This is a genomic window from Shimia isoporae (assembly GCF_004346865.1).
Taxonomy (GTDB): Bacteria; Pseudomonadota; Alphaproteobacteria; order Rhodobacterales; family Rhodobacteraceae; genus Shimia; species Shimia isoporae.
In genome coordinates, this window is record NZ_SMGR01000002.1 from 172,475 (window position 1) to 185,405 (window position 12,931).

General features: G+C 57.1%; 12 protein-coding genes. 3 read left to right on the forward strand and 9 right to left on the reverse strand.

Annotation, left to right across the window (positions count from 1 at the left end):
- Window position 1: 1 nt before the first annotated feature.
- Window positions 2-1,210: an NAD(P)/FAD-dependent oxidoreductase gene (locus BXY66_RS12485; RefSeq protein ID WP_132860577.1), complete on the reverse strand. Its 1,209-nt coding sequence runs from the start codon at window positions 1,208-1,210 to the stop codon at window positions 2-4.
- A gap of 86 nt (window positions 1,211-1,296) precedes the next feature.
- Between BXY66_RS12485 and BXY66_RS12490 the strand changes: the two genes are divergently transcribed.
- On the forward strand, window positions 1,297-1,785 hold the full coding sequence (locus BXY66_RS12490) for a peroxiredoxin (protein ID WP_132860578.1): 489 nt from the start codon (window positions 1,297-1,299) through the stop codon (window positions 1,783-1,785).
- 29 nt (window positions 1,786-1,814) lie between these two features.
- On the opposite strand, the gene BXY66_RS12495 is transcribed toward BXY66_RS12490, so the two are convergent.
- The 6 genes from BXY66_RS12495 to BXY66_RS12520 form a co-directional block, all read right to left on the reverse strand.
- On the reverse strand, window positions 1,815-2,117 hold the full coding sequence (locus BXY66_RS12495; RefSeq protein WP_132860579.1) for a 4a-hydroxytetrahydrobiopterin dehydratase: 303 nt from the start codon (window positions 2,115-2,117) through the stop codon (window positions 1,815-1,817).
- The gene (locus BXY66_RS12500; protein WP_132860580.1) at window positions 2,114-3,301 is read right to left on the reverse strand and encodes a GNAT family N-acetyltransferase; all 1,188 of its coding nucleotides are present in this window, start codon (window positions 3,299-3,301) and stop codon (window positions 2,114-2,116) included. Before BXY66_RS12500 ends, BXY66_RS12495 begins: the two co-directional genes overlap by 4 nt.
- A 63-nt stretch (window positions 3,302-3,364) precedes the next feature.
- Window positions 3,365-4,138, reverse strand: a complete 774-nt coding sequence (locus tag BXY66_RS12505) for a glycerophosphodiester phosphodiesterase family protein (RefSeq protein WP_425057070.1) — start codon at window positions 4,136-4,138, stop codon at window positions 3,365-3,367.
- A 7-nt stretch (window positions 4,139-4,145) separates the two neighbouring features.
- Complete coding sequence (locus BXY66_RS12510) at window positions 4,146-4,607, reverse strand: RidA family protein (RefSeq protein WP_132860582.1); 462 nt, start codon at window positions 4,605-4,607, stop codon at window positions 4,146-4,148.
- A 78-nt stretch (window positions 4,608-4,685) separates the two neighbouring features.
- Entirely contained in the window at window positions 4,686-6,002 is a 1,317-nt protein-coding gene (locus tag BXY66_RS12515; RefSeq protein ID WP_132860583.1) for an HlyD family type I secretion periplasmic adaptor subunit, read from the reverse strand.
- Entirely contained in the window at window positions 5,999-7,732 is a 1,734-nt protein-coding gene (locus BXY66_RS12520; RefSeq protein ID WP_132860584.1) for a type I secretion system permease/ATPase, read from the reverse strand. The genes BXY66_RS12515 and BXY66_RS12520 overlap by 4 nt, the downstream gene beginning before the upstream one ends.
- Window positions 7,733-7,909: 177 nt before the next feature.
- Here BXY66_RS12520 and BXY66_RS12525 point away from each other — a divergent pair, with 177 nt between their 5' ends.
- Together BXY66_RS12525 and BXY66_RS12530 are read left to right on the forward strand one after the other, a co-directional pair.
- Window positions 7,910-8,689 carry an MlaA family lipoprotein gene (locus BXY66_RS12525; protein ID WP_243694377.1) on the forward strand — a complete coding sequence of 260 codons (780 nt, stop codon included), beginning with the start codon at window positions 7,910-7,912 and terminating at the stop codon, window positions 8,687-8,689.
- Complete coding sequence (locus BXY66_RS12530; protein WP_132860585.1) at window positions 8,679-9,278, forward strand: MlaC/ttg2D family ABC transporter substrate-binding protein; 600 nt, start codon at window positions 8,679-8,681, stop codon at window positions 9,276-9,278. The genes BXY66_RS12525 and BXY66_RS12530 overlap by 11 nt, the downstream gene beginning before the upstream one ends.
- Before the next feature lie 57 nt (window positions 9,279-9,335).
- On the opposite strand, the gene BXY66_RS12535 is transcribed toward BXY66_RS12530, so the two are convergent.
- Both BXY66_RS12535 and BXY66_RS12540 read right to left on the reverse strand, forming a co-directional pair.
- On the reverse strand, window positions 9,336-10,577 hold the full coding sequence (locus BXY66_RS12535; RefSeq protein WP_132860586.1) for a membrane dipeptidase: 1,242 nt from the start codon (window positions 10,575-10,577) through the stop codon (window positions 9,336-9,338).
- A gap of 70 nt (window positions 10,578-10,647) precedes the next feature.
- Window positions 10,648-12,816 carry a transglycosylase domain-containing protein gene (locus tag BXY66_RS12540; protein ID WP_132860587.1) on the reverse strand — a complete coding sequence of 723 codons (2,169 nt, stop codon included), beginning with the start codon at window positions 12,814-12,816 and terminating at the stop codon, window positions 10,648-10,650.
- Window positions 12,817-12,931: the final 115 nt, after the last annotated feature.

Genomic DNA, 12,931 nt, shown 5'->3' on the forward strand with positions numbered 1-12,931 from the left:
CTTACATGCGCATCAGCGCTTTCATGTCTGTCTCGGGATCGGAAATAACCGCAGGAGACGGCGACTTACCACCTTCAATCAAACGCTTACCGATCATGTAATCTCGAGGCGCGTTCATCGCATCAACCGCCAAAAGTTCTTCGCCGCCATAATACCAGAACGACACGGAGCCGCCCTCCCCTTCACGTCGCACGACACTGTCGTACCCAGCGTTCAGCCCCGCGATTTGCAGTTTTACATCGAACTGGTCAGACCAGAACCAAGGCTTGGCCACGTACTCTTTGCCAGCGCCCATGATATTCTCTGCGACTACCTCGGCCTGATCGATCGCGTTCGGTACACTTTCAAGTCGAATCCGCCCGCCGCGATAGGGGAAGGAGGTACAGTCACCGGCTGCCCAGATCGCGGGGTCTGATGTCTGTCCACCTGCATCTGTTGCGATGCCGTTGTCCAACGTCACACCCGCCAGTTCCGCAAGCGCCGTGGCAGGTGAAATTCCAACGCCGACAATCACAAAATCAACGTCCAGCTCCCGTCCGTCGGTCAAAACAGCCCCGGAAACATGCCCTTCACCGGTGAGCCGTTCCAGCCCGACACCCTCGACAATCTCCACTCCGTGGGACGTGTGCAAATCGCGGAAGTAGTCGCTGGTCTCCGGCGCGGCCACGCGTTGCAGGATGCGGTCGGCCATCTCAACCAGAGTTACTTTCAGACCCTTCGATGCAGCCACCGCTGCGGCCTCAAGCCCAATGTAACCGCCACCGACAATCAACACGCGGCTGCCTTCTTCAAACTCCGGCGCCATCGCATCCGCATCCGCGAGATCGCGGACCAGAAAGACACCCTCAAGATCGCCACCAATGGCCGCAGGCAATCGTCGCGGCTCTGAGCCGGTGGTCAGTACCAGATGGTCATATCGCAGCGTTTCGGCGCCTATGCTCACCGTTTTCGAAACAGAATCAATACCGGTCACCTTGGTGCCTGTACGCAACTTTATGTTCTGCTCCGCATAAAAACTCTCCGGGCGCAGGAACAGCCTCTCAAGCTCCATTTCTCCCAAAAGATACTTCTTGGAAAGAGGGGGGCGTTGATACGGCGGCACTGGTTCCGCTCCAATCAGTGTAACGTCTCCCTCGAACCCTCCGTTGCGCAATTTTGCGACACAAGACGACCCGGCTTGCCCGGCACCAATCACAACCACGTGCGTCACGTCACTCTCCCTCGAAATCATTTGCGCTGACCGCCCGCGAGCCTATATCGCCCAAGACAGGAAACGCAAACAAAGAGACCGCTTCGATGACGATAAAATCCGGTGACACCCTGCCTTCGGGCACTCTGATGAAACTTGGCGAAGCCGGCCCCGAGCCGGTGGCGCTCGACAGCCTCACAAAAGGGCGCAAAATTGTGCTCTTCGGCCTGCCAGGTGCCTTCACCGCAACCTGTTCCGCAGCGCATTTGCCCAGCTTCATGCGCACCGCGGACGCGCTCAAGGCCAAAGGCATCGACGAGGTGATCTGTATGTCTGTCAACGATCCCTGGGTGATGGACGCCTGGGACAAATCCACCGGCGCAACCGAGGCAGGTGTAACCATGCTCAGTGATCCGGATGGCACATTGACTGTGGCCATGGGGCTCGACTTTTCAGCCCCGCCCGTGGGCTTTGTCAATCGCACCCGCCGCTTCGCTGCCATTGTGACGGACGGTGTTGTCGATCTGCTCAACGAAGAAGAAGAACGCGGCGTCTGCAATTTCACCGCTGGCGAAACCATTCTGGACGCGCTTTAAAACATCAAGGGTGCGCGGTTTCCGCGCACCTAACCTTGTCCCGCCAGCACGTCCATCTTTCGCGCGAGTTTCGCGTCCAGCGCCGACAGACCGCCCACGTCATGGGTGCTCAACACCACATCCACGGTTTTGTACACGTTAGACCATTCTGGGTGATGGTTCCATTTCTCCGCCCAGATCGCAGCCTGAGTCATCCAGCCAAAAGCCTCGATGAAATTGGCAAACTCAAAGGTTTTTTTGATCGCATCGCGCCCTTCAACCATGTTCCAGCCGCTCGCGAACAACGGTCCCAGCACCGCGTCCCGCGCAGCATCGCTCAGCACTTCTGTCATTCGTGATCCTCCTGCGGTTCATTGCGGAACGGCCCCCAGCTGGTCAGAACCTCGATTTCCTCACTGACAGCCTTGCGTTCCGCGTCCAAATAATTGCCGACGGCGTCACGGAAACCCGGATCCCGAATCCAGTGAAGGGAGTGCGTCTCCACCGGCAGGTACCCCCTCGCCAGCTTGTGCTCGCCCTGCGCGCCCGCCTCTACCGTTGCCAAGCCGTTGGCAATGGCGAAATCTATCGCCTGATAATAGCACAATTCGAAATGCAAGCACGGATGATGCTCGACGCAGCCCCAGTACCGCCCAAACAGCGTTTCTCGCCCAATCACGTTCATTGCACCCGCCACCGGCATCTCTTCACGGACCGCAAAAACCAGAAGGATATCGTCCCGAAGTGTTTGGTGTGCGATGTCGAAAAATGCTCGTTTCAGGTACGGCGACCCCCATTTGCGCGCACCAGTGTCCTGATAAAACCTCCACATTGCGTCCCAGTGCTCGGGTTTTATATCGTCCCCGCTTACCGACACGATCTCGCCGCCAAACGCTTGCGCCTGCTTCCGCTCCTTGCGGATATTTTTGCGCTTTCTGGAACTCAAGGCCGCCAGAAAATCGTCAAAGCCACCGTAACTGTCGTTGACCCAGTGAAATTGTTGTCCCGTTCGGTGCAATAGCCCCATCTCACGACCCGCTTCAGCCTCTTGCGGGGTACAAAACGTGATATGCGCTCCGGACAACTCGTTGTCGGCGCCGACCTGCACCAAGCCCTGAACAAGCGCCGCCTGTCCGGCGGCTTCAAAACCGGGTCGCGTCAGAAAACGTCGACCGGTAACGGGAGAAAACGGCACCGCGACCTGCAGTTTCGGGTAGTACCGGCCCCCTGCGTTCTCGTATGCATGTGCCCAGTTATGGTCGAACACATATTCGCCCTGCGAATGGCTTTTGGCATAAAGCGGCGCAACCGCAATCAGATGCCCTTCGGTTTTGGCTGTCAAATACCGCGGCTGCCAGCCTGTACCCGGTCCCACCGACCCGCTCTCTTCCAGTGCAGATAGAAATCGGTGTGTCGTAAAGGGATCGTTCGGGCGCCCACCTTCAGCGACTTCCGGACAGGCGCAGGCGTCCCACATCTCGCGCGGGATCGACTCCAACGACGTGTGCAACTCGATTTCGATCTGTCCGCCGTCCATATGCGCCTCCCTGCCCTAACACTATCTGGCAAGTCATACGCGGGCTTCAAGCGCCCGGATGGGTCACGCGGCCGGAATTTCCGCAAGGTAGCCCTCGAAGGTCACGTTTTCCGCAACCTCACGTGCTTGTGCCTCCTGCTCGGGCGACCGGATTGTCCAAGTGAACACATGCGCGCCTGAGGCTTTCAACTCAGCAACCCGATCACGCCCCAAATCACTGACCTGATGACTGATGAAGCAGGCACCGACTCGTTCATAGTCTTGCACGCCTCTCAGCTTTTCGCGCGTCTCCGGCTTGAGCAACAACCAGTCCTCGGCAGAGTAACCATCCGTCACGATCCCGCGCGGCACGTCCGGCGAATACTCCGCCAGTTTGGCCACGCTGTGCGGGTTGAACGACATGAACGCCAATGGGCCATTATACCCTTCCACGTCTCGTGCAGCGGCTTCTTCCAGCACTCCAACGTTCGGGCCCATAACACCGTCTTGGTCTTTTATCTCCACCAGCAAAGGCACTCGGCCTGCCACCAGATCGAGCACTTCGGCAAAGGTTGGGATGCCTTCATCCCCTCCCTTCAGAGGAATGTCGCCGAGCTCCGCAGCAGTCCGCTGCCGGACCGCGCCCTTCGCTTCGGCAAGGCGCTCCAATTGATAATCGTGAAACACCATGGCCACGCCATCCGCCGACAGTTGCAGATCGATCTCGATGCCATAACCATGGTCAATCGCCGCGCGGATTGCCGCGCGGCTGTTTTCTGGACGCCCGTCCTTCACATCATGCAATGCCCGATGCGCCAAAGGCGTGCTCACAAAACGAGGGTCCAGTTTGGGCATGATGGCCCCCTTATTTGATCTGGAAGATACCTTCGATCTCGACGGCCACGCCCAGCGGCAGGGCGCCGGCAGAAACGGCAGACCGCGAGTGACGCCCTTTTTCACCCAACGCTTCAACGAGGAAATCCGATGCCCCGTTGATAACTTTTGGCTGGTCGGTGTAGTCACCTGTCGAATTCACAAAGCCGGTCAGCTTCACCACGCGCACAAGACGGTCCAGATCGCCACCACACGCAGCCTTAACGGCCGCAAGAAGTCCAATCGCACAGGTTTTGGCCGCCTCTGCACCGGCTTCCGTCTCCATGTCCTGCCCAAGTTTGCCAAGGATAAGACCGTCTGCATTCTGCGAGATGTTGCCGGAGACATAAACAATGTCGCCAACCTGAACAAAGGGCACATAGTTGGCTGCCGGTGCTGCCACATCAGGCAGGGTTACACCCAGTTCGGCAAGACGTGTTTCGATGTCGCTCATGACTTTCGCTCCCATTGCGGTATTTGCCGCGACGCTACTGCCGCACGGCGCATTTGGGAAGCGCAAATCGGCGGCGGATCAGCTCTCGCGGAAAGCTTTCACAAAGTAGTCAGAAAGCGGTTTCACCAAATACGCGAGCGGCGTGCGGTCCTGAGTGCGCAAGAAGGCATCCACCGGCATCCCCGGGATCAAAGCAACATCAGTCGGAAGCTTGGATTCCTCACCTTCTGCGAGTTCGATTTCTGCCCGGTAATAGGCGACCCCCGTCGCGTCATCCTGAAACGCATCCGCAGAAATCTTGGTTACGCGCCCCACCAGTTCCGGCGTCGTTCGCTGATCAAAGGCCGAAAAGCGCAAGTTCACATCCTGTCCCGGATAAACCTGATCCACATGAATTGTCGGCACCTGAGCCGCAACAACCAACGGTCTGTCCTGCGGCACGACAAAAAGCACTGGATCGGCGGGACGAATGACCGACTGCAGAGCGAACACCTGCAATCCGTAGACGACGCCCGCCACCGGCGCGCGGATGTCCAATCGGTTCAAGCGCGACAACAGGTTTTGCCGCTTTTCGATCAACTCCAGCTCACGATATCGAAGGTCGCGCAGCGTCGTGATCGCCTCCTCGCGACGCGAGGTGTCGAGTTTCAGCTTTTCGATATCGATCTCGGTTATTCGGCCTTCTGCCTGCGCGCGTGTCGCTGTCAATTCGCCCACACGTCCGGACAAACCAGCCTCTTCTCTCTGTAACGCCAGCACGCGCGTAGCCTGCGCCAAACCTTTGTCGAGCAGCTGCTGCTGATCAGCAAGTTCGTCCTGGATCAAGCCCAACTGAACACTGAGTGCTTCTGTTTGCGCATCAATACCCTCGATTTGGTTGCGGATCTGAACCACCTGTTTGTCGAGCTGCTCGTTGGCCCGAGCGACAGTGTCACGCCGCGCCTGAAACAGATTGCGTTGTCCATTCACGATACCGGCAACATCAGGGTCGTCCATTGTGGCCGCCAAAAGGTCCGGCTCAAAGAAAATCTCGTCCAACCCGTCGCGCTCCGCCTCCAAACGCCCGCGGCGCGCCATCATTTCCCAAAGCTGCCCCTCAACAACCGACAGGTCAGACTTCAGAAGTGTGTCGTCCAATCGGATCAAAAGCTGATCAGCCTGCACCACATCGCCTTCCTCGACGTCCAGTTGGGTCACAATGCCGCCGTCGATGTGTTGGACCACCTGCCGGTTACGGTCGACTTCGACGCGCCCCGAGGCAATGATTGCGCCTGAGATTTCTGTGCTTACAGACCATATCCCAAATCCGCCCAACAATACTCCGAGCGTCAACAACCCGATAACGAGCTGCCTGCGCACCGAAAACTCCTGACGGCTTTTCTCTGGCGTCGTCATTGCACACCTCCCGGACCCGCGCTGGACTGCACATCTTGGTAGTTTTTCAGCACGTCTTTCATCACTTCATCGCGCGGACCGAATGCCCGACGCCCACCGTTCTCCAACATGAGCAAAAGGTCACATTCCTTAATCGCCGCCGGCCGGTGCGCCATAATCAAAACGCTACGCCCCTCCTTCTTGGCGGCTCTGATGGCCTTGTTGAGGGCATTCGATCCTTCGTTGTCGAGGTTCGAGTTGGGTTCATCGAGAACCATAAACGCAGGATTGCCGTACATGGCGCGCGCGAGGCCAATGCGCTGAATCTGGCCACCGGACAGGCGTCCACCATGAGCAGATACCTGTGTATCGTACCCGTTGGGCAACTTCAGGATCATATCGTGGGCGTCTGCCTTACGGGCAGCTGCGACAACCATCTCCGGATCGGGCATCTCTGCCAGTCGGGCAATGTTTTCCGCGATAGTGCCATCAAACAGTTCAACCCGCTGCGGCAAGTAGCCAATGTATTTGCCAAGTTCCGCAGGGTCGTATTGTTCAAGCGCCGCCCCATCTAGCCGCACTTTACCGCCCGCTGCCCGCCAAACGCCGGTCAATGCCCGCGCCAGCGTCGATTTACCTGCACCCGATGCACCAATGACGCCAACCGCTTGTCCCGGCTGGATCTCGAAACTGACCATGCGCAAGGTCGCCTGAGATTCCCCCGGCGGCAACACTGTAAGCTGCTGCACCTCCAGCTTTGCGGCCGGAACGGGCAACTTTGTCCGCTGTGGCTCTGGGGGAACTTCGCTCAGCAAATCTGCCAGATTGTTCCATCCGCGTCTTGCTGCCTGCACAACCTGCCACTGGTTCACGGCCTGCTCCACCGGTGCCAAAGCGCGGCCCAGAAGGATCGACCCGGCAATCATTGCACCGGGACTGACTTCGCCCCGCAACGCCAGATACGCCCCCAAACCGAGCATCGCTGACTGTAAAAAGAGCCGGAAGGTTTTGGTGACGGATGAAAATCCGCCTCCCCGATCCGACGCCTTGAGCGTGGCCATGAGCGAGCGGTCCCGCGCTTTTTCCCAACGGTCAAATGCCGCAGTCCTCATACCAAGAGCAACGATCATCTCGGCCTCGGTCTGCATCTGCGACGACATGCGATTTGCGGTATGTCCGGAAATAAGCATTTCTTCCGAAACCCGCCGCGTCGAAAACTGATTGATGACCGTCGCTGCAATCAGCACGCCGCCGCCAACCACGGCCAGCATCCCCAACCAAGGATGGAAGATCGCAATGCCGATCAGAAAAATAGGTGTCCAAGGTATGTCGAATATGCTCATCAAAACCGGCGATGTCATGAGACGCTGAACAGATTCCAAATCAGAAAGACCAGTTTCGGCATTCTGCGACTTACCCAACGCGGACCGGCGCATTGCCGCGTCAAAAACGCGGCGGTCCATGCGCGACTGGAACCGCGCTCCGACCCGCGCCATCACGCGACCACGCACAAAATCCAAAACACCCATCATCGCAAAAAGGAACGTCGCCAATAAAGCCATCGCGAACAACGTCTCTTCCGACTGGCTGCCCAGCACTCGGTCGTAAACCTGCAACATGAAAAGCGGGCCCGTGAGCATGAGCAGGTTCACAAAAACGCTGAATATCCCGACCGCCCAATATAGCGATCGACTCTCCGCTCGTGCGGCCCGAAGCTCTTCCAATCCGTTATGCGGCGATCTCGCGTTCATTCGTCAATCCTGCAATTCCCCCATTTTGAGTGACCACAAATTTGTGGCAATCCCTTCCAAACGGGTCTTACTGTTTCTAATCGGCCACAATCGCGACAGATTCGCTGTCCGCCATTTTGGTCCATGATTTGATCTACTAAATGTCCCTCAAGTGGTTACTAATTGAGAAATTGTACGGTGTCATCTCGGCTTAAGCTCAGTTTTGGAACGATTTTCCGGACCGTGCCTTTGTGTGCGGCCCTGTTTCTGGCAGCTTGCGGGTCTTCAAACGGCGTGAGCCGCGGCCTGATTTATGACCCCCACGAAGAGAACAATCGCGGCACTCACGAGTTCAACAAGGTCGTTGATCGGGTGCTTCTATCACCTGCCTCCACCGGCTACGGCACCGTCATTCCCCCTGAAATCCGGGATCGTGTCGGCGACTTCAGCGATCACCTTTCGTTGCCCAACGACGTGATCAACAACACACTTCAGGGTAAACTGGGGGGGGCGGGCAACAGCGCGGCGCGGTTTGTTATCAACACCGTTGTCGGGTTTGGCGGTTTTGTTGATGTCGCTTCTCTTTTCGGGATGAAGCGTCACGACACCGATTTTGGCGAAACCCTTCATGTATGGGGCGCACAGGAAGGCGCCTACGTCGAACTGCCTTTCCTTGGCCCGTCTACATCCCGCGACACGGTTGGCCTGCTGGTGGACATTGTCTTTGACCCGTTTTTTGTCGTTCTCTCGGAACCCACAAGTTATCTCAGCCCCACGGCTTATGTGATCAACGCCATGGGTGATCGCTATGATTATCAGGATACGGTCGACAGCCTGCTTTACGAAAGCGCTGACAGCTATGCGCAGGCACGTATAATTTATTTGCAGAATCGCCGCTTCGAACTTGGGATTGAAAGCGACGACTCCGAAGACGGTGCCGGTTTCGACCCTTACGAGGATCCCTATAATGATTTCTAGTTTTTCCCGCCGCAGTTTTGTTTTGTCAGCTTCCGCAGCTCTGGCAGCGCTCGCGACACCTTCTCTGGCCTTGACCGATGCTCAGGCCAAAGCACTGGTGGACCGTGCAGTTGCCGACATCAACAAAGTGATCGCATCCGGCAAGTCTCTCAACTCCATGATCCGCGAGTTCGAAAAGATATTTGCCAAATATGCGGACGTGAACATCATAGCCCGGTCTGCGCTCGGCCCGGATGCCAGAAGCCTCTCGGGAAGTCAGGCCTCCGCTTATACCAAGGCGTTTCAGGGTTACATCGCCCGCAAATATGGCAAACGCTTCAACGAGTTCGTCGGAGGTCAGATCGAAGTCACCGGCGTGCGCAAGGTAAAGAGCTTTCACGAAGTCAAAGCCATCGCCCGCCTGCGCGGTCAGTCACCTTTTGAGGTGAATTTTCTGGTCAGCGACAAGTCCGGAAAGAGTAAATTCTTCGACCTCATTATCGAAGGCATCTCTCTGCGTCTGTCCGAAAAAGCCGAAATCGGCGCGATGCTCGACAAGCGCAAAGGTGACATCAACGGCCTGATCGCGGACCTTAAGACCGCAGGATAAGACCTCAAAAATAGTGAAGCTCGCGACCGTCAGGCCGCGCCTTCACGTTGCTTCGATCTAGCGAGAGTGGAACATCCCTTCGAATGCCTGACGCATGCGGAGCCGTTCAGGATACTCCTGAAGGAACACCTCGGGCGGCTTGCCTTCCCAGACCTGCGCGTAAACACGCATCTTGTTGCCGCCATAAATCTTCGCCAAATCCTCGTTTGAATACCCGCGCGCCCACAAATCATCGGTGATCGCAGCCAGAATCTTGGCCAACTCGCCGTTGCCTGTCGCGCCCTTGTTGAACGCGTCGATCATGTAGCCGCCGTCGTTGTACATATCCGCATTGGCCTTGGCGAAATCGACGACCAACTTGGTGGAGAACATATCATCCGAAGCGATCCCGACGTGATCCACCCCAATCAGCTTCACATAATAATCGATCATATCCGCCGCCTGTTTAGGCGAGATATCTTCGGGCCAGACACCATCCATCATCCATTCGGTAAACGTCGGTGCCACATAGCCACCGGACTTTGCGGCCCGTATCGCCTCATCGTCGGGAATATTGCGATAGCACCCCAGCGGCGTGGCATTTGCTTCTCCTGCATAAAGCCCAGCCGGAATCGAATGCGTATAGACATAGGGAACGCCGGGATAATTTTCGTCCATATAGTCCATTGCATCATTTGCGGTTTTGGACCCGGTGTGGCTTAGGTCCAGAAGGATACCGAACCGCACCATTTCATCGATGACCTTCTGACCCCATGGAGTTAACCCGATGTCGCGGCCATTCTGCGCCGCAAGCTGACCCGATCCGGTGCGGAAAATGTCGTTATAGGCAAGGATCATCGATTTGACCCCGATATCCTTCAGCGTCGCCACCTTTTGAAGATCACCATTGAGAATCGTCGCAGTCTGACTGTTCCAGATCACGGCTGTCTTGCCTTGAATATGCGCCGCTTCGATGTCCCGTGTTTCATTCACGACCAGGAAATTGCCGGGTTGCTCCGCCATCGCGGCACGAAAATGGTAGTGTTGCTCCAGAAAGGTCTCCCATGACATATCCGCCGCCGCCAATGTCATTTCGTGGCCCGTAATGCCGTTGTCTCTCGACCGCTCGAAATACTCATGTAATTGGCTGTATTCCGTCCAACCGGTGCCATACGGAGACGCCAGCATTCCTATCACAATCGTATCCTGCACAAATTGCTTGGCTTCGGGCGAGGCGTCCCATGTCTTGCTCTCTTCGCTGGACAGCGCCGCTTGCGCTGTCATCAGCAATCCAACCGTCAATCCGATCAACCTGTTCATGAAATAGCTCCCGTTATCGCGATGAAAGCACTTTGACACACCGCATTGGCATCACAAAATCAATCCGGCCTCATCGGCCGCCGAAAATGTCCTGCAAGATACCGTTCACAACACCTTCAATACCCTGCCCTTGACGTTGACGCTGTTGTGGAGCGCGGCTTTGTGGTTTCGGAACGAATGCCGGCAGCGGACGCGGCTCAATGCCTTCATGGACCCGCGTCATGGTCTCACGCCAGATTTCCGCCGGTAAACCACCACCGGTCACACCTGTGAGGGGTGTGTTGTCGTCGTAACCCATCCAGACACCGGCCACATATTCATTCGTGAACCCAATGAACCAGGCGTCCCGCGCAGCCTGCGTGGTGCCAGTCTTGCCCGCGACCTGCCAGCCCTCGATCTTGGCGCGCCCACCGGTCCCTTCACTGACAACCTTTTCCATCATCCAGATCAGCTCACGAGCGGCCGCATCGGTGATCACCCTTTCACCAATACCGCCCCCTGTGCCCATCAGCGGCGCATCGTCTCCCAACAAGCGCAATTCAACGAGGCCGTATGGCGTCACCGAAGACCCGCCGTTCAGGATACCTGCATAGGCGCCGGTCATCTCCAGCAGTGAACTCTCGGATGCCCCCAGAGCCAACGCAGGCCCCGCTGCAAGATCGCTCTCGATGCCGAACATTTCAGCCACCGTCCGCACTTTTTCGCGTCCAGCCTTCTCGGATACTTTCACCGCCGGAATGTTAAGCGAATTCTGAAGCGCGAATGTCAGAGTCACGTCTCCATAGTATTTTCCGGTGTAATTCTTGGGACACCACTGGCCGGACCCCGGAATGCTCTGACAATAGGGTTCGTCTACGACGCGGTCGTCGTAGTGTCCGCCAAGATCGAGCGCAGTGGCATAAACAAACGGCTTGAACGCGCTGCCAGTTTGGCGCTTTGCCTGAACCGCCCGATTGAACGCGCCGGAAACCTTCGTCTGACGCCCACCGACCATGGCGCGCACGGCGCCATCAGCGCTCATCACGACAATCGCCGCCTGCGCTTTGGATCCTTCCCGCACCTTGTTTTCGAATACCCAGTCAAGCCCGTCCTCCGCCGCCTGCTGGATTCGCCCGTCAAACGTCGTCTTGAGGATAACGTCCTCCGTGGTGTTGCGGGTAAAGAACTCCGGGCCTGTCGACATTACCCAATCAGCAAAGTACCCGCCCGCATTCTCTTCTGCAGCCTCCGACAAGATCGCCGGATTGTCCTGCCAATACTGTGTTTCTTCGTCCGTCAAATACCCTTGCTCGTTCATCAAACGCAGAACGGTGGCAGCCCGATCCTGAGAACGGCCAAGATTGGCGGTCGGCGCAAGCGTGGATGGTTTTGTCAGCAATCCGGCCAACATCGCGCTCTCGGCGGGGTTGGCATTGGCAGCCGGCTTGCCGAAATAGCGTTGCGTCGCGGCTTCTGCGCCATAGGCACCGCCGCCCATGTAGGCCCGGTTCAGGTAAACCGACAGGATTTCGTTCTTGGTGTATTTGACTTCCATCGCCATGGCATAGATGGCTTCCTTGACCTTTCGCCACAATGAACCGCGCCGGCAGTCCTGTACATAAGCCGCCTCACTGTCCCACTGGGACGCATCATATTCCACGCCGAGACACAACAGCTTGGCGGTCTGTTGCGTGATCGTAGAACCGCCATGCCCGGACAATGGCCCCCGCCCTTCACGCAGGTTGATGCGTACTGCGCTTGCGACGCCGCGCGGGCTCACTCCGAAGTGGCGATAGAAGCGCTTGTCTTCAGTCGCCACCACAGCGTTTTTGAGATGCTTGGACACTGTATCAGCCGTGACAGCACCGCCGAACTGGTCCCCGCGCCATGCAAACACGCGTTCGTCCCTGTCCAACAGCGTAACAGATCCCCGAGCGCGGCCATCAAGCAGGTCCTCGACCTCAGGCAGGGACATGTAGACATAGCTCACCGCCAGCGCGATCACGACTCCCACCACAAAGCTGACACGCCAGACAACAGCCCAGATCAGGCGGAGCACCCAACGAATAATGCCCAGAAAGAACGCGACGATCGGATTGCGCTTTTTTGCGCTGCGCTTGGGGGCGCTCCGTCGTTTCGGAGCCGTCTTGGCCTTTGTTTTGGCTTTGGCCGTGCGCTTCGTAGCCGTCTTTTTTGCAGGCGCCTTGCCATAGCGCTTCTCCGCCACCAACGGCGGTTTCTTTTTACCTGAATCACTCATGCTGCAGCCCTGCTCGCCACTGTATTTTTGCGCAGTTTAGCCGATGCCCACCCCATTGTAGAGCGTTAGCGGCCCCCAAAAACGTCTCCAAGCAGATTATTTTTTGAGCAAAAAT